The organism is Vibrio paracholerae (genome assembly GCF_037672085.1).
GTDB lineage: Bacteria > Pseudomonadota > Gammaproteobacteria > Enterobacterales > Vibrionaceae > Vibrio > Vibrio cholerae.
In genome coordinates this window covers 1,023,350-1,045,511 of sequence record NZ_JBBHLM010000002.1, presented here as the reverse complement: position 1 = coordinate 1,045,511, position 22,162 = coordinate 1,023,350, and the positions used below count along the sequence as shown (strand labels likewise).

Sequence of the window (22,162 nt, the reverse complement as noted above, 5' to 3'; positions counted from 1 at the left end):
CTTACCCCAGCTCTTCTATGTCGATAATATTGATTGAAGTTGATTTAAAGTTAGTCGAAGATCATCTGGTAAGCTCGAGAAGAAAATCTTTAATTGATCATCGTCTTTGCATTCACCAATAAAATTAGCGATATATGAAATACAACCCAGTCGCTCCACATGTTCTCCATTAAAAGCCCCTAATCTTTGGTTAAGAATAATGTCCCCTATCTCAATATCGTAGCCCCACATAATCAGTATGTATGCCGATATCACATCACAATCGGCATACCCAGACTGTAAGTGGTAGTAATCCAAAAACTCTTTTTTACTTGCACCATCTTCCAACAGCAAAATTTTGCCAATCGAGGTCAGTAAATTCGCTACAAAGATGCGGTCTTGATCTGCACGTGGATACCCCAGTTCTCTCGCTAACGCTCTCGCTATGGAGCTGGATTTAAATGCACAATCCGCTACCCATTGATGATCTTCCGCTGAGTTCACATTACTGGGATGAATTGCGAGCAAAGAGATGGCAATAGACTCCACCAAAACCGCGCCCAAACGCGCAACCGCTTCATGCAGTGAATCGGTATTACGCCGAAAGCCAAAGTAGGATGAATTGGCGATTTGTATGATTTTGGCCACCAATACAGGCTCATGAACTATGGTTTCCGCAATTGCGTCCATACTGCAATTTGGCGAAGCAATCACCTGCTGTAACTTACGGACGGAGTTAGGCAGGATCGGAATTTCCTCTAACGCCCCCAGTCGCTTGCGGCATTCAATATTGAACGGCATTCGATACAGCCGTTCGACACATAAGAAAAGGTGTTCAAAATCTTCGTGAGTAAAGGGTTTAGGAAGCACAAATTGCGCATAGGTGTGCGCTTTACGAGGCAATTCTTGGGTCGTATCTCCGGTTAACAGTACCCGCATAGTCTCAGGACAACGCGCACGTAATTCTGTCAGCAAGGCTTCACCATTTTTCCCCGGCATCAGCAGATCGGAAATCACCACGCTAGGCGCGTGCTCTACATCCGCCACCCAATGGTTAGCATCTTCAACCAACTCAATCTCCCAATCAGGTCGCATGCGTCGAATCATGCGCCCTAAGGCTTTGAGCATAAAATCGTCGTCATCGACGCAAACAACCTTCATCGCTTCTGCAGTCATCGATTACTCACTTTTTGCTGTTCTAAATAGATGGCGATCTGTTCAAGGACATCGCGACTTCGCTGGCATAATTCTTCCACTTGCCGCACATAATCATTATGCCACTCTGGGTCGGCGGCCGTTTTCATCTCAAGTTGAAAACAGAATTCGGACAGAGCATCACTACCAATGAACCTTGCCGAGGATTTCATGCTGTGTGCCAAGCGATGCAGCTCACTGGCGGACTGCGTGGCAACAATCGTGATTAATTTCGTCAACTGAGCTTGCGTGTTCTCTTGATAGCTCACCAACATAGGCTCTACCAGATCGCTGCCGACCATTTTGGCGATTGTCGAAATGTTAAATGCGGCACTCTGCTCCATCTCTTTTTCATTCCAATGTTAGGGTTGCGATATAAACCAATACTTTAACTTTAGTGTAGTTCATTATCGGATATGTAAACGGTAGCGGTGCACACTTTTAGTTTTAAAGTTATCGATAAAACCCATACTAAGGTTTATCGTTCAGAAGCATTCTTGAGTAGGGATCTGGGTCAAATTTTGTTAGAATGCCGCCCTTCAAAACACCGGACACCCTTTCATCGGTGAATGGATGATGCGAGTAAGTTATGCCGAACCACGGAGATTTTTTGTTGAATACCCAACAGCTTTCAGCGATAACACCTGCTGATATTGAATGCGCAGCGCAGTTACTTAAGCAAGGCCAACTGGTTGCGATACCGACCGAAACCGTTTATGGACTGGCGGCCGATGCCACCCAACCTGAAGCGGTGAAGCAGATTTTTAGTGCCAAAGGTCGCCCAGCGAATCATCCGTTGATCGTCCATCTCGGGTCGGCAGAACAACTCTCTGAATGGGCTACCGATATTGCGCCAGAAGCGTATCAACTTGCCGAAGCGTTTTGGCCGGGGCCTTTGACGTTATTGCTCCCCAAAGCCAAGCAGGTTTCATCGGTTGTGACTGGCGGTTTAGAATCGGTCGGCATTCGTGTTCCCGCTCATCCTGTCTTGCTGGACATTTTAAAGACACATCGCTTAGCGGTGGCGGCACCTTCGGCCAACCCCTACAAAAAACTCAGCCCAACATCAGCCCAGCAGGTGCTTGATGGTTTGGATGGCAGACTCGCCGCAGTCTTGGATGGCGGTGAATGCCAACACGGTTTGGAATCCACGATTGTCGATTTAACCAGCAAACCTTTTCGTGTGCTGCGCGCAGGCCCCATTACGGCAAGTGAATTAAGTGCGGTGCTAGGTCAAGAAGTATTGCAACCACAAGTTCACCAAGTGGCGGTTCCCGGAAATGTCGATAGCCACTATCAACCGAAAACGCGCCTAAGGGTGATTGATGACCTAGCCCGCGAGCTTGCCACTCAATCGGATGAGCTTCGCATCGCGCTACTTCATCTCTCTGCGCTGCAAGCCAGCGAGCAGCGTTTACTCAAGCCGATGCCGCAAGAAGCCAAAGCCTACGGACAAGCCTTGTACCGCTCTCTGGCCGAAGTGGATAAATGGGGCGTAGATGAAATTTGGTTAGAGCGTCCACCACAAGGTGAAGCGTGGCTTGCCGTGCATGATCGGCTGCGTCGCGCAGCCAGCTAAGCCAATATCCACGCCGAGTACAGAGAAGAAAGGTCACCATTTTTGTGAACTCACGCAGCAAACTAGACAACCAAACTGAGATGTCTGCAGATATCCGCTTGGTTTTGTCGATGAACATCCCCATTGATGTTCACAAAGCTGGTGAAAAAAACGTGCTTTTCAATCGCCCTTTCAATAAAGATTGATGCACCGCAATGCGCCGACTCGGCAGCCAGATTAATTAATAGCTTCTGTTTCGAAGCGCCACCGATAGGATTTGTAAGATGTCTGATGTTTCTACCACCGTCGATTTTGCCGCCCAAACCGTACAGCCTGTAGTTGAGTCAAGCGGCTCCATTTGGGGTTATGTGGTCGGCGGGATCGTCATCGTGATTGCTGCGGGTTATTTTGGTTTTAGAAAAATTAACAAACCTGCGTTTATGATCAAGCAGCTGCGTAAACGTAACCAAAAAGAGATGAAAAAGAATGGCGTGGAAAGTGCCGAAGCCATGAACGACCTCGATCTTGTGCTGGATGCCGTTGAAGCGTACGCCACTGAGAAAAAAATGAAAGGCACGGAAATGGTGAAATTGCTTGCGCCACTCAATGACGCCGACAAGATTAAATCTGCCAGCGATTTCTATCATGCGATGTCTTACATCGCCAAAAGCATTGATAACCAAGCGTTAGCGAAAAATCTGCTCAACAAATCTAAGCAAGTGAAATCGAGCTCAGCGTTGATGGCGGGCCTTCTAAAGCGCGCGGGCATTTAATCTCGGTAATCTATAGTTCAGTAATCCATCGTTCAAGAGCCACCTGAGGTGGCTCTTTTATTTTTCCGGCTTATCCGTAATGGTTTGTAAATACTGATAAGGCGTAAGCCGATACTGCTGCTTAAAGCGCGCCGAAAATCGAGTCAATGATTGATACCCGCAAGTCACTGCGACCTCCATCAAAGGACGCAGCTCTTGCAGCAGCGCGAGCGCGTAGTTCATCCGCACTTCACTCAGCACTTCTCGAAAACCCGTACCTTCCGCTGCCAAATGGCGAGCCAAGGTCGCTCGACTCATCGCAAAATGCGCCGAAACCGTTTCAATATTGTGTTCATCACCGGGATTAACACTTAAATAACGTGCTAAACGCTCTCGCATTGAGGCATTATCGCTCGGAAACAGCAAATGCAGCGCTTTCGCATCCCGCAACTGCGCGTAAAAACCCAGCACAAACTGGCGCTGTGTCTCTTCACTGAGCGATTTTTGGTTCATCTCGTAAAGCAGCTCAAAACAGTAGGCCAGCGCAGCCGTCACTCTCACTCTAGGTTGTTCATTTCGCTCATATTGACTTGATTGAGTTATCCACTCTACTGGTGGCGCTTCATGTAAGGTCAAGGTGCGTGAATAAAACTGCGCCTGCTGCGGCACATTCACAAAGGTAAGATACTGATTGGCTGGCAACATCAGCCAATCAGCAGAATGAAAATTGAGCGTCGTGTCATGCCACCAGAGCTGTTTATGTCCATGCGTTACCCAAATAATGGTGGGCGCATAGATCAAGACATTATGCAGAGGCTGTTTACGCAAACCTTTAAACTGCCCAGTCTGCACGATCACTTTGCTCATTTCTCTTCCTTATTATTCATTCACATAGGTTGCGGTTAGCGTGGCCTGCTCAAGCGCATTAGCGCGCAGCATAAAACCCACTAAAGCATTAGAAGCCCCCTGTGGGATCTCCATTTTTTCAAACGGGAGTGCCCAAACCGTAAATTGATAACGGTGCATACCGTGACCTTGTGGAGGGCACGCACCACCAAAGCCGCTAAAGCCGTAATCGTTGTTCAGCTCACGAACTCCTTTAAGTTGTTTGGCTGCACCACGAGCCACGGCGTGTTGATCCGCCGCGATATCCAGTGCTACCCAGTGCCACCAACCACTGCCAGTCGGTGCATCAGGATCATAAGCGGTAATGGCAAAACTTTTGGTGCCTTTCGGGGCATTGTTCCAGCTCAGTTGTGGCGACAAATTATCACCGCTACAACCAAAACCATTAAACACAAAATGCTTCGCCATTCGTGAACCTTCTTGAATGTCTTGGCTAGTGAGCGTCATTACAGGGCTGCTCAGCGCAGGAAAACTGATCGCGGCGGCGAGTACAGGTAAAAGATGACGTGCTTTCATTGAGATTCTCCTCGTTAAGTTGACGTGAATAATTTACCTTCTTCAATCGCTCAATAAGCAACAATAAAACTCAATAAACACTCAAGATTCGTTACTTTTGAGTTTTATCGTTACATTTAATCACTGTCAACGTGCAAAAAAGCTCACGGTATAGCTGTTCAACAGGTTTAACCAGTCAGAAAGCCTGACTTCGTGGCTTGTCCTTACTCGCTTAGCACGTCATTATCCCTGCCTTAAATACCTCAAGCTCTTGAAGCAAGAGGAAATAAATAGGATATCAATATGTTACTTTCTGCATCCGCTTTGCTTTGGCTACCGCTGGCCTTAGCGATCATGGCGGGCTTCGCTCGTTATCACCGCGTTAGTTGGGGACTACTGATCATCACTCTGCTCAGTGCATTAGGAAGTGGTTACCTCACCTTCGTTGGCGCTGGAATCGTCGGTATTGGTTTTGCTCTGGCGTATCTGGCTGCGAATGGTCAATCACACTGGCGCACGACCGCTTGGGTTGCTTTGCTGCTGTGGTGTTTGGCGCTATTTCTCCATTGGCTACCCGGTTTTTCTAACCTCAAAGTGCTGGATAAAGTGATCGCCAGTGCGCACAGTACCTCTTTCAGCCTTTATCTGAATTTAGATAAACCGCTGGTGTTTTTTGCTCTGTTACTCGCGTTTCCAGCGCTACTGGGTCAGTCTAAAATGCCAAACATCAAGACCACACTGCTGACCTTAGTGCCTTTATTTGCTCTCTTGCCGATCGCGGTTTGGTTAGGCGCGCTGGCATTTGAATGGTCACTACCGGAGTGGTGGTGGATTTTTGCACTCAACAATTTGCTATTTACTTGTGTGGCAGAAGAAGCGCTATTTCGTGGTTTGATTCAGCAAAAAGCTCAGCAGCAGTTTGGCGCCATTGCCGGACTTTTGATCGCCAGTGCGCTGTTTGGTATGGCCCATTTTGCGGGTGGCCCACTTCTGATGATTTTTGCCGCCCTTGCAGGGCTTGGCTATGGTTTGGTGTTCCATTTTACCGGGCGTCTTTGGGTCAGTGTTGGCGTGCATTTCTTATTTAACTTCGCTCACTTGCTGTTTTTCACCTATCCCATGCTGGCGCGTTAAACGCCTTTTCCATTTTTCTTATCCCTTTTTCCAAGCATAGAAAAGCCCAGCCAAATGGCTGGGCTTATGTTTAATGAACGGTAGTTAGCTTAGATTTTGCACACGGCTTTCCATGATGCATCGGTGCTCGATGGCGTACTGTTGGTCCACCAGTTGGCTTGCCATACAGAACCGTTGTGGATCAGTTGGTCACCGCCTGCCGCGTGGTCGCCACGTGGAAACTCTGGGTACACTTTCAAGCCATTCGGGTTGATGCCGGCATCGGCACAAGATTGACCCGCACCACCTTCGTTACCATTGCCGCCATCGGTGGCACCTTCAAACGCTGGCAATGTTGGGAAGTCTTTCTTCAGACCGACCGTTTCGTTACCCACGATAAAGCGCACGCCGTTAGCCACGCCAGAGACTGGGGTGTAGTACACCATATCGACGCTGTACTCACCGCCCGCAGGGATCGTTTCGGTTGAGCGCAGTGTCACGGCCACTTTGTGGAACAGTTTCTTCTCACCATTCACCGAGAAGTTGCTGCCGGTATGACCACTTTCAATCACTTTCAGGCCTGCACCGCTCCAATCTTTGACGATATCACCGGTTGACGTTGGCATTAGGAACTCAATGGTTGAACCGCCCGGAATCGCCACATTTGAGTGGTTGGTAAACACCAATTTCGGGTTGATTGGGTAGTTGCTATCGCCTTCTGGCCATTCTGTGGTCGATACCGTAACGTCAATCATCGAGTCTGGTTGTGGCAGATCGTTATGACGAATATCCATCGGCTTCGCCGCAGCAAACACTTCATGAGCATAAGAAGTCATGTCAGAACCGATCACGTATTCACGTTTCACCGCGTCATACGAGTAGTCACCCGCCATCTCCCAAATCATCATACCGCCTAAACCGTTATCGACGATGTAGTCCAGTTTTGGCTTCAATGAGTCTTTATCTTCAATGCTCAGGAATACTTTTTTGGTGTCGTTCCACAGCCATGCAGTTTGCAGCTCTTGGCTCCATACGCGCTCGTATTTGCCTTCAATCAGATGTTTCGGGTTGTTTGGATCCATACCCCACGCAGGGCCATAGCTTGGCATACCGTCAATACCCAATTTTTCAGCATGCATCAGGTTCATCGCATGCCACATGGGCACCACACCGGCTTTGATTTCGTTACCGTTGGCATCCACATCGTGCCAGATGTTATCGGTACCTTCCGCGCCCCAACCACAAACAGTGGTGCCTTCTGGACATGACGATTGATTAGGCTCAACCGCGCGACCCCACAGACCTTTCTCACCGCCGCTCACACCTTGCCAGCCACGAGTGTAGTAAGGAATCCCCATGTTGATTTGGCTTGGTTTAAAGGCACCACGGAAGAAGTGGTGCGTCCACGCTTGGTTTAAGTAGCCAATGCCTTGATATTCTGCAGTCGAGTACACGCCCCATTTGGCAAGCTCAGCATCTTTACCATCATCAAACAGTGCGGCTTGTGGGCCGACAAACTCGTTCCACGTACCATGCAGGTCGTAAGACATGATGTTGACGTAATCCAGTACATCTTGCATCGCGAAGTCTTGCATACCACGCAGCAGGTAAGCTGATGAAGGTGACGCGATGGTCAGCATGTAACGACGGCCATCTTCTTCGCCCGCTTTATCCAGCGCTTTGCGCAGTTCGGTCATCATCACCATGTAGTTATCCCACAACTGGCCACGACACTTGTTCGACTGCTCGAAATCGACCGGATTACCGGAATCTTTCATTGATGATGGGTATTCGTAGTCGATATCCACGCCATCAAAATCGTATTGACGAATGAAATCGACCGCCGATTTGTTGAACGCCTTGATGCCTTCCATATTCACTGAACAGGAAGCCAGATCCGTCGTCATTGGATAGAAACCACCGGTTTCCGCCCAACCGCCAACAGAAATCAGCGTTTTCACATCGGGGTACTGTTTCTTAAACTTGCTCAGCAGGTTGAAGTGACCTTGGTATGGCAGTGAGGGATCCATCTCGGCACCCGGTACATTTTCCCACGTCATTTTGGTCGCGGAATCATCGACTTGCATGCTGAAATCAGACTTGTTGATGCTGGCGAACGCGTAGTTAATGTGGGTCAGTTTTTCCCAAGGCAAATCGCCGGCGAGGTACGCTGGCAGACCATTTTTACCGGTACGCCATGAGGTGTAGTAGCCGATGATACGGCGCGGGTGATCGTCACCCATACACTCAGTGCCATCTTCACGATAGATCTGTTTGATATCACAGCTTAGGTTGCCCGTGCCCATTTCTTTGGCGTTCACTGTCACCATTGGGGTTTGCGTTTGGTGCCCTGCCGCATCGTAAGCGATCGCTTCGATGGTGTATTGACCCAAAGCTACCGGAGTCCAAGCCATTTGATATGGAGCTTGCGTAACACGGCCAATCGATTCGCCATTCACCAAAAACTCAACTGCGGTGAGATCATTATTTTCGTCTGTCGCATTCGCGGCCAGTGTGGTGACTTTACCCAAGAATACGCTTTGCCCGTTACGTGGATTGGTCAACTCAATCACAGGTGCAACAGGAACTTCAGGCTCAACCGGTGGATCAATTTCTTCGGCCTTGACGGTAATACGTACCGCTTGCTCTTTCAGCAAACCAGAAGCATCTTCCACGATGGCTTTGATGGAGTGAGCCCCCTCACCAGCCGCAGTCCAGTTCGCTTGGAATGGCGCTTGCTCAAGCAACGCAATCTGCTCACCATCCACCAAGAACGTGACGGTTTTTACTGTCGTGTTGGTTGCAGTAACGTTAGCCACAATCGCAACGGTTTGGCCTTCAATGAACTCTGCACCTTGAACGGGTGAAGCCAGCTCTAGCGAAATTTCTGGCTGACCTGGCTCCACTTCACCATCGGTTTCCAGAGCGATCGTGCTTTGCAGCAGGCTCAGGTCAAGCACACCACTGACGCCTAAGGTAAGATCAATGCTTGCCCCCGGCAGCAGTTGCGTTTTTACCCAGCTACCTTGATCAAAGCTCAGAGTTAAGCGATTGCTAAATACAGAACCTTGCGCGTTGCTGCTAAAGCTCATGCTTGGGTAAGAGATGCCTTGAGCTGACCAAGAAGGCGCTGAAACGGAAAGGTTGGTATCAAACGCAATGCTCGCATCACGCAGTTCAACTGGCTGATTGCCGTTGTTAGTGAGCGTCACTTTGTAGGTATTCCACCACTGGCTTTCAGTGCCAACCACAGAAGCGTCACTATTGATTGCCGCCTGCACTGCAGGCATCGCCATTCCCACTGCTAATGCAAGAACGGTCGGCATTAAAGTTAATGCTGATCTTTTCATTATTTCGAGACTTATTTTATTGAACAAAATTTATGTCTCATTATAGAAAAGAAACTGTTTCAGTCTGTTTCAAACGGATGTAAGCAAATGTAACGACACTTTCATAATTTTAAATAAACTCATTGAGAGCTTGAAAATAATCAGAAAGAAATAATTCATAAAATCATTGAGATCACGGTTCAATAAAATTATCGCTCGCTAGAAAGAACCATAACCAAGATAAATACCCAAACAACAAAATAAACACAAGATCAATACCAACCCTTTAAATTCAATGCACTAAACCTTAATCAATACAAATTTCAGTCACACTTAATTACATTTCAGGTCAATAATCACTCACGCCAAATAAGTCAGTCCCTTTATTTTTGATCATAAATAAAAAATCAGACAATACTGATATACAAAAACAACATGTTTTTATAAAGATAGCCGCCAAGTCATTAATCCCAGAGTCAGAATAACCCCACACAATAAAAAGTCGCCAATAAACATTTCCAATAAATAATTATCTGTGCATTCCCGTAAAAGCGGATTGGTAAATTATTGACTAGAGGTACATATCGACTACAAAAAATCGACCAAGCTCATTATTTCAAATTCACTTGTGACGTATACGCACGATTCGGCAACCAAAATGAGATCAGCGTCGTCAGCACTAAAAATCCGAAAGAGACCCAAAGACAAGCCGCAAGCCCCCAAAGCTGAAAGACCCAGCCAGATAATATCGTGCCGATTAAGCGCCCCATCGCATTCGCCATGTAGTAAAAGCCGACATCGAGCGACACGCCATCATCTTTGGCGTAGCTGACAATCAGGTATGAATGCAGTGAAGAGTTCACCGCAAATACCGCGCCAAACAGCATGAGTCCTCCGATGATCACCACTTCTGGGTGCCACTGTATCTGCACACCGTAAGCAATCAGCCCCGTAACCAACGACAGTGCCAATGCCCAGCCAATAGCGGCTCGCCCTGCTGGTGGATGCTCCGATTTGCTGCCTGTGATTTTGGGCGCGAATCCTTGAATGACGCCGTAGCCAATCACCCAAAGCGCCAGAAAACCGCCCACAGCACTGTGATCCCAACCAAACACGCTGCCTAAATAGATAGGCAGTGCGATGACAAACCACACATCGCGCGCGCCAAACAGAAATAGCCGTGCCGCCGACAAGATGTTCACACTCGCCGATTTAGAGAAAATATCGGAAAACTTCGGCTTGTTCTTGGCCTTGCCGAGATCGGATTTCAAACTCATTACGCTGCCAATGAAAACCAATACCAACACAGCCGCCATGGCAGCCACTGCGTACTGGAAACCGATCAAAGACAACAACGCGCCGCCCAAGAAAAATCCAGCACCTTTTAAGGCATTCTTTGACCCCGTCAGGATCGCAATCCACTTAAACAACGCGCCTTGTGCATTTTCTGGCACTAGGGTTTTGATGGCGCTTTTGGCACTCATCTTATTGAGATCTTTCGCGATGCCCGACAAGGCTTGCGCGGCCATTACCCAAGGAATGGTCAGCCAGCTTGCTGGCACTGCCAGCATCAAAAGTGCGATGATTTGCAAACCAAGCCCGATGTTCATGGTGCGATTCAGCCCAAGCCGAGCCCCAAGCCACCCGCCAATTAAGTTGGTCACCACACCAAAAAATTCATAGAACAGAAACAGCGAGGCAATCGCTAAGCTGGAATAGCCTAAATCATAGAAATAGAGCACTACCAACATACGCAGCGCCCCATCAGTCAGAGTAAAATTCCAGTAGTTGAACGTCACGAGCATGTACTGACGAACATGGGCATTCAGTTGGGACAACATAAACACTCTCTTAAAAAGAGCCGCTTATGCGGCCCTTGATCGGGTTATGGTTTGACGATTTGATGCACGTACTGCACTTGCACTTCTTTGGTAAATGCACCCGGCCTTAATGCTTGCACCTGAGTAATGATGCTTTCCAGCGGCCAACCTTTTTCCAGCAGCAGATGCGCGGCCAGTAGGCCAGTACGACCCGAACCGCCCATGCAATGCAAAGCGACTTTTTCACCGCGGCTGAGTGCCTGATGCAAAGCCGGTGAGCACTGCTGCCAATCTTGCGCAAAGGCCGCATCCGGCGCGCAATCATCTTCAATCGGCGCATGAAACCACTGTAATCCGGCTTTTTCGACTTCCGCTGGTAGCTCACCGACACCATGCAGCTCCATTTCCTCATGGCTTAGCGCCGTGACTACAGCCGAAACCCCTTGCGCTTTCAGTTGGGCAATACTTTCCGACAGTGGTGTGCCTTTGGTTCCCGGACAAGGTGTGAGCACTAAGCTCGCCTGACTGTCGGCTACCGGTAATTCCCAAGTAGGATGCGTCATTTTTTACTACTCCTTATGCCAAACCGACTTTACGAACCAATTCCGCGGTGCGCGTGGCGTAACCCATTTCGTTGTCATACCAAGCGTAGATTTTCACCATTCGCTTACCAACCACCATAGTAGAGAGCGCATCCACAATCGTTGAACGTTGATCGCCTTGGTAATCAATCGACACCAGTGGACGCTCTTCAAAACCCAGAATACCCTTAAGCTCGTTTTCTGAGGCTTGTTTTAACAGCTGATTGATCTCTTCCACCGTCGTATCACGCTCAACATCAAAAATGATGTCGGTTAACGACGCATTCGCCAACGGTACACGTACAGCGTGTCCATTAATCTTGCCTTTCAGATCCGGGAAAATTTCGATAATCGCTTTAGCAGAGCCGGTGGTTGTGGGGATGAGGCTCATACCGCAAGCACGAGCACGGCGTAAATCTTTATGCGGTGCATCCAAAATGGTTTGCGTATTGGTTAGGTTATGGATGGTAGTAAAAGAGGCTTGCGCGATACCCAATTTTTCGTGGATCACTTTCACCACTGGAGCAATACAGTTAGTGGTACAAGAAGCGGCAGTGACAATGCGATGTTGCTCAGGATTGAAGATGTTATCGTTTACCCCGACCACGATATTGGCGATCCCCTCTTCTTTGACAGGCGCTGAAACGACGACGCGTTTTACTCCTTGTGCCAAATACTGGTTCAAGAATTCGCCTTTACGGTGCTTACCCGTAGCCTCAATCACCACATCACAGCCCGACCAATCCACTGCATCAATCGCTTTTTCTTGTGTTGTGCGAATGCGTTTGCCGTTAATCAGGATAGCATCCGCTTCACTGCCCACAGCATGGTGCCAACGACCTTGTACCGAATCGAACTCCAAAAGATGCGCTAATGTTGCAGCATCACCCGCCACATCGTTGATCTGTACAAATTCAATCTCCGGCCAATCAAACGAAGCTCTTAAAGCCAAGCGCCCAATACGACCAAATCCATTAATTCCGACTTTAATTGCCATCTTCCTTTTCCTTTAAACTTGTTTTTATCCCTTCCCAACTAAGCAGCCATTTGGGCTACAACGCTAAGCCGTTGAGGGATAACTCAACTTGGTTCTTTACACACAGCACTGAGGACGAGAAGTCATCTCGGCGAGGCGCTTAATATCTTGCTGGTATTCTTGTTTAAGACAGTTGGATTCCACCAACCCTTGGATCTGCTTGCGCATCCATCCCGGCAGTTGATCGGAAATACGATAAAACACCCACTGCCCCTGACGGATATCGACCACCACGCCGCTGGCACGCAGCAACGCCAAATGGCGGGAAATTTTCGGCTGACTCTCATTCAAAGCTTCGGTAAGTTCAGCCACACAAACCTTCTCTTCCCGAGCAATCATCAGTAAGCAGCGCACCCGCGTTTCATCGGCGAGTAATTTGAAAAACTGGTGGGGTAACATAATCAAACTCCAATATATATGGATATGCAGATATCTTATTGGAGAAAAAATCGATGTCAATCAGTGTTTGGTGTATTGAATAAAAATAAATCAACGATGACTGCAACATCTGTCATCAAAAATTAATAAAACCATGAATAAACAATGAGGTAAGACAAATTGTGCTTGGATAAAAAATCATTCAGGCTAGAAAAATGAGTAGAACCGAGGGTAGGAAGTAGCAATAGCTTAGACTAGGTCAACTTATCCCTTGAACAAGGAAGCTCACAGAATTATTGGGGAAGAATTGGATTTTTAGAACATCAGATGGTGATGCTTGCAGCATAAGTCTGCATAGCCAGAACGAGCTTTCAAATAGTTACAAAGATATTTGCAGAATAAGTTCACATAAGATTGCATCAAAAGATTACAAATTTAGATAACCACTCAAATTGAGCGTAGTAAATTTACCACTTTCTTAGATGACTTATAGAGAGTGAATTCGCTCGATACTCTGCATGCCGCGCACGCAGAGTATCGTATTTCATCATCGATAGATGATTACCTTTAGAGCTGGATCTGTCCGCTGACAACTAAGTTGGGTGAGAATGAAGATGTAACACTGTCAATAACAGCGTTATTTGTCACGCTTTCTCGCGTATCAAAAGCACCCATCGCTTGGACGAGTAAGTCCGTATTTATGACTGGTTCCACATAGTCTGGGAGTTCAAACGGCGATACCTTACTACCTTCACTTAACACCAATTCTTCAATGCGGTATCGCTTGTCGGTATACGCATTCTCAATCGTAATTGAATCCCCAGAATCAAGACCACCAATCACGAGCACCATATGGTTACCGTCTCGGCGCAACGCTAATTCATCTCGGCTGATCCCTTCACCCAAAACAATCCGGTCGACTTGATTCCAACCGTCCACGGAGCTCCAACTGTTATGGTCATAGTCGTTGATGGTGTCCTGTCCGTCCCCTCGGTTAAATACATACGTCTCAGCACCCGCACTGCCTTCTAGACGATCATTACCTTGCCCACCATTGAACGTGTTGACGGCCTTGCGCACATGATCACGTTGATAGTATACATCCACGCTGCGATTCACCTTGAGAAGGTCATCACCCTCTCCTCCTTCCAGCGTGTTTGAGCCACTGCCATTGACTGTCAAGGTATCGTTGCCCACACCACCAAAAAGTTGGTCATCACCGTCTTGGCCATGCAAAGTGTCGTCACCTTCATCGCCACGCACCACGTCGTTCCCAGCGCCAGCATGAACCGTGTCATTCCCTGAACCGCCGCTTACGGTATCGTGACCACCACCGGCATTAAGTGTATCGTTCCCACCAAGAAGTGTGACGGTTTCATCAAAACCACCGCCTTCCACTACATCGTCCCCTTCCGTCGTAAGTAACGGCAAAGATTGAGGCGTTAGCTGCGTTCCATCCGACAACTCTATCTGCTCAATGCGGTATCGCTTGTCGGTATACGCATTCTCAATCGTAATCGAATCCCCAGAATCAAGACCACCAATCACGAGCACCATATGGTTACCGTCTCGGCGCAACGCTAATTCATCTCGGCTGATCCCTTCACCCAAAACAATCCGGTCGACTTGATTCCAACCGTCCACGGAGCTCCAACTGTTATGGTCATAGTCGTTGATGGTGTCCTGTCCGTCCCCTCGGTTAAATACATACGTCTCAGCACCCGCACTGCCTTCTAGACGATCATTACCTTGCCCACCATTGAACGTGTTGACGGCCTTGCGCACATGATCACGTTGATAGTATACATCCACGCTGCGATTCACCTTGAGAAGGTCATCACCCTCTCCTCCTTCCAGCGTGTTTGAGCCACTGCCATTGACTGTCAAGGTATCGTTGCCCACACCACCAAAAAGTTGGTCATCACCGTCTTGGCCATGCAAAGTGTCGTCACCTTCATCGCCACGCACCACGTCGTTCCCAGCGCCAGCATGAACCGTGTCATTCCCTGAACCGCCGCTTACGGTATCGTGACCACCACCGGCATTAAGTGTATCGTTCCCACCAAGAAGTGTGACGGTTTCATCAAAACCACCGCCTTCCACTACATCGTCCCCTTCCGTCGTAAGTAACGGCAAAGATTGAGGCGTTAGCTGCGTTCCATCCGACAACTCTATCTGCTCAATGCGGTATCGCTTGTCGGTATACGCATTCTCAATCGTAATCGAATCCCCAGAATCAAGACCACCAATCACGAGCACCATATGGTTACCGTCTCGGCGCAACGCTAATTCATCTCGGCTGATCCCTTCACCCAAAACAATCCGGTCGACTTGATTCCAACCGTCCACGGAGCTCCAACTGTTATGGTCATAGTCGTTGATGGTGTCCTGCCCGTCCCCTCGATTAAATACATACGTCTCAGCACCCGCACTGCCTTCTAGACGATCATTACCTTGCCCACCATTGAACGTGTTGACGGCCTTGCGCACATGATCACGTTGATAGTATACATCCACGCTGCGATTCACCTTGAGAAGGTCATCACCCTCTCCTCCTTCCAGCGTGTTTGAGCCACTGCCATTGACTGTCAAGGTATCGTTGCCCACACCACCAAAAAGTTGGTCATCACCGTCTTGGCCATGCAAAGTGTCGTCACCTTCATCGCCACGCACCACGTCGTTCCCAGCGCCAGCATGAACCGTGTCATTCCCTGAACCGCCGCTTACGGTATCGTGACCACCACCGGCATTAAGTGTATCGTTCCCACCAAGAAGTGTGACGGTTTCATCAAAACCACCGCCTTCCACTACATCGTCCCCTTCCGTCGTAAGTAACGGCAAAGATTGAGGCGTTAGCTGCGTTCCATCCGACAACTCTATCTGCTCAATGCGGTACCGTTTGTCGGTATACGCATTCTCTATCGTAATCGAATCCCCAGAATCAAGACCTCCAATCATGAGCACCATATGATTACCGTTTCGACGCAACGTTAACTCGTCTCGGCTAATCCCTTCACCCAAGACAATCCGGTCGACTTGATTCCAACCGTCCACGGAGCTCCAATTGTTATGGTCATAGTCGTTGATGGTGTCCTGCCCGTCCCCTCGATTAAATACATACGTCTCAGCACCCGCACTGCCTTCTAGACGATCATTACCTTGACCACCATTGAACGTGTTGACGGCCTTGCGCACATGATCACGTTGATAGTATGCATCCACGCTGCGATTCACCTTGAGAAGGTCATCACCCTCTCCTCCTTCCAGCGTGTTTGAGCCACTACCATTGACTGTCAAGGTATCGTTGCCCACACCACCAAAAAGTTGGTCATCACCGTCTTGGCCATGAAGCGTATCATTACCTTCTTCACCATAAACGAGGTCATTACCAGAGCCGGCCAAGACCGTATCGTCTCCGAGACCCGCATAAACCTCATCATCACCGCTTCCAGCATCAACGGTATCAACCCCTCCACCACTACGGATCGTGTCATTACCGCCTTCAAGGCTAATAGTGTCATTGCCATCGCCTACGGTTACCGTCTCAGCAAAACCACCACCTCGAATATCGTTATCGCCGTCGATGGTGTATAGAGGGATATCTTGCGGAGCCAGTGTCGTACCATCACTCAACACCACTTCTTCAATGCGGTACCGTTTGTCGGTATACGCATTCTCTATCGTAATCGAATCCCCAGAATCAAGACCTCCAATCATGAGCACCATATGATTACCGTTTCGACGCAACGTTAACTCGTCTCGGCTAATCCCTTCACCCAAGACAATCCGGTCGACTTGATTCCAACCGTCCACGGAGCTCCAATTGTTATGGTCATAGTCGTTGATGGTGTCTTGCCCGTCCCCTCGATTAAATACATACGTCTCAGCACCCGCACTGCCTTCTAGACGATCATTACCTTGACCACCATTGAACGTGTTGACGGCCTTGCGCACATGATCACGTTGATAGTATGCATCCACGCTGCGATTCACCTTGAGAAGGTCATCACCCTCTCCTCCTTCCAGCGTGTTTGAGCCACTACCATTGACTGTCAAGGTATCGTTGCCCACACCACCAAAAAGTTGGTCATCACCGTCTTGGCCATGAAGCGTATCATTACCTTCTTCACCATAAACGAGGTCATTACCAGAGCCGGCCAAGACCGTATCGTCTCCGAGACCCGCATAAACCTCATCATCACCGCTTCCAGCATCAACGGTATCAACCCCTCCACCACTACGGATCGTGTCATTACCGCCTTCAAGGCTAATAGTGTCATTGCCATCGCCTACGGTTACCGTCTCAGCAAAACCACCACCTCGAATATCGTTATCGCCGTCGATGGTGTATAGAGGGATATCTTGCGGAGCCAGTGTCGTACCATCACTCAACACCACTTCTTCAATGCGGTACCGTTTGTCGGTATACGCATTCTCTATCGTAATCGAATCCCCAGAATCAAGACCTCCAATCATGAGCACCATATGATTACCGTTTCGACGCAACGTTAACTCGTCTCGGCTAATCCCTTCACCCAAGACAATCCGGTCGACTTGATTCCAACCGTCCACGGAGCTCCAACTGTTATGGTCATAGTCGTTGATGGTGTCCTGCCCGTCCCCTCGGTTAAATACATACGTCTCAGCACCCGCACTGCCTTCTAGACGATCATTACCTTGACCACCATTGAACGTGTTGACGGCCTTGCGCACATGATCACGTTGATAGTATGCATCCACGCTGCGATTCACCTTGAGAAGGTCATCACCCTCTCCTCCTTCCAGCGTGTTTGAGCCACTACCATTGACTGTCAAGGTATCGTTGCCCACACCACCAAAAAGTTGGTCATCACCGTCTTGGCCATGAAGCGTATCATTACCTTCTTCACCATAAACGAGGTCATTACCAGAGCCGGCCAAGACCGTATCGTCTCCGAGACCCGCATAAACCTCATCATCACCGCTTCCAGCATCAACGGTATCAACCCCTCCACCACTACGGATCGTGTCATTACCGCCTTCAAGGCTAATAGTGTCATTGCCATCGCCTACGGTTACCGTCTCAGCAAAACCACCACCTCGAATATCGTTATCGCCGTCGATGGTGTATAGAGGGATATCTTGCGGAGCCAGTGTCGTACCATCACTCAACACCACTTCTTCAATGCGGTACCGTTTGTCGGTATACGCATTCTCTATCGTAATCGAATCCCCAGAATCAAGACCTCCAATCATGAGCACCATATGATTACCGTTTCGACGCAACGTTAACTCGTCTCGGCTAATCCCTTCACCCAAGACAATCCGGTCGACTTGATTCCAACCGTCCACGGAGCTCCAACTGTTATGGTCATAGTCGTTGATGGTGTCCTGCCCGTCCCCTCGGTTAAATACATACGTCTCAGCACCCGCACTGCCTTCTAGACGATCATTACCTTGACCACCATTGAACGTGTTGACGGCCTTGCGCACATGATCACGTTGATAGTATGCATCCACGCTGCGATTCACCTTGAGAAGGTCATCACCCTCTCCTCCTTCCAGCGTGTTTGAGCCACTACCATTGACTGTCAAGGTATCGTTGCCCACACCACCAAAAAGTTGGTCATCACCGTCTTGGCCATGAAGCGTATCATTACCTTCTTCACCATAAACGAGGTCATTACCAGAGCCGGCCAAGACCGTATCGTCTCCGAGACCCGCATAAACCTCATCATCACCGCTTCCAGCATCAACGGTATCAACCCCTCCACCACTACGGATCGTGTCATTACCGCCTTCAAGGCTAATAGTGTCATTGCCATCGCCTACGGTTACCGTCTCAGCAAAACCACCACCTCGAATATCGTTATCGCCGTCGATGGTGTATAGAGGGATATCTTGCGGAGCCAGTGTCGTACCATCACTCAACACCACTTCTTCAATGCGGTACCGTTTGTCGGTATACGCATTCTCTATCGTAATCGAATCCCCAGAATCAAGACCTCCAATCATGAGCACCATATGATTACCGTTTCGACGCAACGTTAACTCGTCTCGGCTAATCCCTTCACCCAAGACAATCCGGTCGACTTGATTCCAACCGTCCACGGAGCTCCAACTGTTATGGTCATAGTCGTTGATGGTGTCCTGCCCGTCCCCTCGGTTAAATACATACGTCTCAGCACCCGCACTGCCTTCTAGACGATCATTACCTTGACCACCATTGAACGTGTTGACGGCCTTGCGCACATGATCACGTTGATAGTATGCATCCACGCTGCGATTCACCTTGAGAAGGTCATCACCCTCTCCTCCTTCCAGCGTGTTTGAGCCACTACCATTGACTGTCAAGGTATCGTTGCCCACACCACCAAAAAGTTGGTCATCACCGTCTTGGCCATGAAGCGTATCATTACCTTCTTCACCATAAACGAGGTCATTACCAGAGCCGGCCAAGACCGTATCGTCTCCGAGACCCGCATAAACCTCATCATCACCGCTTCCAGCATCAACGGTATCAACCCCTCCACCACTACGGATCGTGTCATTACCGCCTTCAAGGCTAATAGTGTCATTGCCATCGCCTACGGTTACCGTCTCAGCAAAACCACCACCTCGAATATCGTTATCGCCGTCGATGGTGTATAGAGGGATATCTTGCGGAGCCAGTGTCGTACCATCACTCAACACCACTTCTTCAATGCGGTACCGTTTGTCGGTATACGCATTCTCTATCGTAATCGAATCCCCAGAATCAAGACCTCCAATCATGAGCACCATATGATTACCGTTTCGACGCAACGTTAACTCGTCTCGGCTAATCCCTTCACCCAAGACAATCCGGTCGACTTGATTCCAACCGTCCACGGAGCTCCAACTGTTATGGTCATAGTCGTTGATGGTGTCCTGCCCGTCCCCTCGGTTAAATACATACGTCTCAGCACCCGCACTGCCTTCTAGACGATCATTACCTTGACCACCATTGAACGTGTTGACGGCCTTGCGCACATGATCACGTTGATAGTATGCATCCACGCTGCGATTCACCTTGAGAAGGTCATCACCCTCTCCTCCTTCCAGCGTGTTTGAGCCACTACCATTGACTGTCAAGGTATCGTTGCCCACACCACCAAAAAGTTGGTCATCACCGTCTTGGCCATGCAAAGTGTCGTCACCAAGACCGCCTTCAACAATGTCGTTGCCGCCTCCCGCGTTGATTATGTCATTGCCTTTTGAACCAATCGCAAAGTCCGCAGCGCTGCCACCTTGCGTATTCGTCCCCAAAAGAATGCTATTATCAATTTTCTTAACAAGGTCAATATTATTGGCTAACCAATCATAAGCTGCTGGCTCTGCTGATTTAATAAGGTCGATAACACATTCTTTTTGCGTTTTGGAGAAGCCAGATTCAAACTGTTCGAACACATCTAAGACAAGAAGTAGTTCTGCTGCATCATTAGCTGTTTTTAGGTTACCTAACTTGCTTGTGACTTTTTGAAATGTTGCATCAGCACGGCTCTTAAAATCGAAGGTACTTTGTAACGTATCAGATGCAGCATCGTAGGTAACAGAAGGGATTAAGTGATCTAAGAGTCCTTGACTTACTGCAAACTTAGCCACTAAATTGGCGCGAATACTGTTCCATGCTTCAAGATAAAGTTGACCCGTAGTATGCGTCTGTCCATTGGCGTTCCAAATACCGTCACCTATCTCTAGGGTGTTAATGCCTGTGTAAGCTTTTAGAACACCGAGCTGTTCAATGCTAAGAGTAATATTGGCATTAGGGAATCGAACCAAACCATTTTCGTCAGCCGACAAGTTTGGGGTGCTGTCGATATCAGCAAGCGTAAGCCTTTTAGAACCGGCCCAACCATACAAAATGTCATCAAAGCCACTGGTGAGTGTTTGGCTACTTAAATCTCGGGTAAACTGGAGAATCTGAGCTTCAAACTCTTTATTCAAGCTCATTGCTGCGTTAAGGTCGGGCATCATGCCGTAGCCTTGAATGTTTGCAATGGCTTTGGCCGCATCTGTCAGCGTGACTTCTCCAACGAATTCTGAATAGGTTGGTCGAGTGCTGAACAACACATCACCCAGTAGATATTCTTGTCTGTTACCGTTCGCGTCAACGGTAACATAGTGGCCAACTTCCTCGAGTAAAACATCATTTTTTTCTGCACCAGATGCACTCCTGTCGAGGCTAATTTCTGTGATGTTATAGTCTGAGAGTTTCTTGAGCTCTTCTTGTGTAGATGCACCATCGCCATTTTTATCTTGCCAGATTAGTAACTGTTCAAACGCGGCATCTTCCGTTGAGATCTTACCGTCACCATTACTATCTAGTAGCTCGAGTTCCTCAAAACCCGTTATATCTTCACGGCCAAACAGTTCGTCGATATTGTTTATCGAACCATCATTGTTTTTGTCGATTGCAAGAAACCCATCATCACCACTTAGCCAAGACGTATGGGTAGCAAAGCTATTACCCGTTAAATCAAATTTGGCTTGGCTGTTATCAAGACTTAAAAAATCTAATCCATCCCCATCTAAATCGAGAACGAGTGGATCAATCCTGCGCTGGCGATCGGAGTTATTACTACCCTCATGAACAGCATCGCCTTGCGTGCCGCCTTCACCACCAGTAGAGCCGCTGTCATCATCATGATTATTAGGGTCGTTATCACCATCTTGATCGGGGTCTATATCATCAGGTATACCATCGTTATCGCTATCTTGCTCTTCATCATCAGGGATGCCGTCGCCATCTTCATCAGGCTTTTCATCATCTGGCTCTTCATCTAGAAGCTCTTCCAACTGGTCGATAATGCTTTCTAATAAAGAAATAATGCTACTGAAAGCATCATTTAATCGATGATGCTCTTCTTTTATATATACATCTGAGATGTTGAGGAAGTGAGTGAGGTCAGTAAAATTACTCAAATAAGAATCGAGAACGTTACTGGAAGCCGTCCTAGAGTTATCTATCTGAATGTTTATTTCTTGGTGAAGTTCGCCCAACTTATTAAAAGTTGAATCCGG

At 48.3% G+C, this 22,162-nt stretch carries 13 protein-coding genes; 3 read left to right on the top strand and 10 right to left on the bottom strand.

What is annotated here, in order from left to right:
* Positions 1–15 precede the first annotated feature (15 nt).
* Both R4537_RS10150 and R4537_RS10145 read right to left on the bottom strand, forming a co-directional pair.
* The gene (locus R4537_RS10150) at positions 16–1,155 is read right to left on the bottom strand and encodes an HDOD domain-containing protein (RefSeq protein WP_071177749.1); all 1,140 of its coding nucleotides are present in this window, start codon (positions 1,153–1,155) and stop codon (positions 16–18) included.
* On the bottom strand, positions 1,152–1,517 hold the full coding sequence (locus R4537_RS10145) for an Hpt domain-containing protein (RefSeq protein ID WP_071177748.1): 366 nt from the start codon (positions 1,515–1,517) through the stop codon (positions 1,152–1,154). Before R4537_RS10145 ends, R4537_RS10150 begins: the two co-directional genes overlap by 4 nt.
* A gap of 245 nt (positions 1,518–1,762) precedes the next feature.
* Between R4537_RS10145 and R4537_RS10140 the strand changes: the two genes are divergently transcribed.
* Together R4537_RS10140 and R4537_RS10135 are read left to right on the top strand one after the other, a co-directional pair.
* Positions 1,763–2,752, top strand: a complete 990-nt coding sequence (locus R4537_RS10140; RefSeq protein ID WP_071177747.1) for an L-threonylcarbamoyladenylate synthase — start codon at positions 1,763–1,765, stop codon at positions 2,750–2,752.
* Positions 2,753–3,015: 263 nt separating this feature from the next.
* The gene (locus R4537_RS10135; protein WP_002032619.1) at positions 3,016–3,504 is read left to right on the top strand and encodes a hypothetical protein; all 489 of its coding nucleotides are present in this window, start codon (positions 3,016–3,018) and stop codon (positions 3,502–3,504) included.
* Between the two features lie 57 nt (positions 3,505–3,561).
* Here the strand turns inward: R4537_RS10135 and R4537_RS10130 are convergent, their stop codons facing one another.
* Together R4537_RS10130 and R4537_RS10125 are read right to left on the bottom strand one after the other, a co-directional pair.
* Positions 3,562–4,350, bottom strand: a complete 789-nt coding sequence (locus R4537_RS10130) for a helix-turn-helix transcriptional regulator (protein WP_071177745.1) — start codon at positions 4,348–4,350, stop codon at positions 3,562–3,564.
* Between the two features lie 12 nt (positions 4,351–4,362).
* A complete protein-coding gene (locus R4537_RS10125; RefSeq protein ID WP_071177744.1) occupies positions 4,363–4,905 on the bottom strand; it encodes a YbhB/YbcL family Raf kinase inhibitor-like protein in 543 nt (180 codons plus the stop codon).
* Between the two features lie 282 nt (positions 4,906–5,187).
* On the opposite strand from R4537_RS10125, the gene R4537_RS10120 reads away from it, so the two are divergent.
* Complete coding sequence (locus R4537_RS10120; RefSeq protein ID WP_071177743.1) at positions 5,188–6,018, top strand: CPBP family intramembrane glutamic endopeptidase; 831 nt, start codon at positions 5,188–5,190, stop codon at positions 6,016–6,018.
* 89 nt (positions 6,019–6,107) lie between these two features.
* Here R4537_RS10120 and R4537_RS10115 read toward each other — a convergent pair whose 3' ends face one another.
* From R4537_RS10115 to R4537_RS10090, 6 genes are all read right to left on the bottom strand, one after another.
* Positions 6,108–9,323 (bottom strand): glycosyl hydrolase family 18 protein, encoded by a 3,216-nt coding sequence (locus R4537_RS10115; protein WP_071177742.1) that lies wholly within the window; start codon positions 9,321–9,323, stop codon positions 6,108–6,110.
* A 614-nt stretch (positions 9,324–9,937) separates the two neighbouring features.
* Positions 9,938–11,167 (bottom strand): organoarsenical effux MFS transporter ArsJ, encoded by a 1,230-nt coding sequence (gene arsJ, locus R4537_RS10110; protein ID WP_000952193.1) that lies wholly within the window; start codon positions 11,165–11,167, stop codon positions 9,938–9,940.
* Between the two features lie 44 nt (positions 11,168–11,211).
* The gene (locus R4537_RS10105; RefSeq protein ID WP_000149592.1) at positions 11,212–11,709 is read right to left on the bottom strand and encodes a cyclin-dependent kinase inhibitor 3 family protein; all 498 of its coding nucleotides are present in this window, start codon (positions 11,707–11,709) and stop codon (positions 11,212–11,214) included.
* A gap of 13 nt (positions 11,710–11,722) precedes the next feature.
* Complete coding sequence (locus R4537_RS10100) at positions 11,723–12,724, bottom strand: ArsJ-associated glyceraldehyde-3-phosphate dehydrogenase (protein WP_071177741.1); 1,002 nt, start codon at positions 12,722–12,724, stop codon at positions 11,723–11,725.
* 96 nt (positions 12,725–12,820) lie between these two features.
* The gene (locus R4537_RS10095; RefSeq protein WP_000936743.1) at positions 12,821–13,162 is read right to left on the bottom strand and encodes a metalloregulator ArsR/SmtB family transcription factor; all 342 of its coding nucleotides are present in this window, start codon (positions 13,160–13,162) and stop codon (positions 12,821–12,823) included.
* Between the two features lie 546 nt (positions 13,163–13,708).
* Positions 13,709–22,063 carry a calcium-binding protein gene (locus R4537_RS10090; RefSeq protein WP_338953875.1) on the bottom strand — a complete coding sequence of 2,785 codons (8,355 nt, stop codon included), beginning with the start codon at positions 22,061–22,063 and terminating at the stop codon, positions 13,709–13,711.
* Positions 22,064–22,162 lie beyond the last annotated feature (99 nt).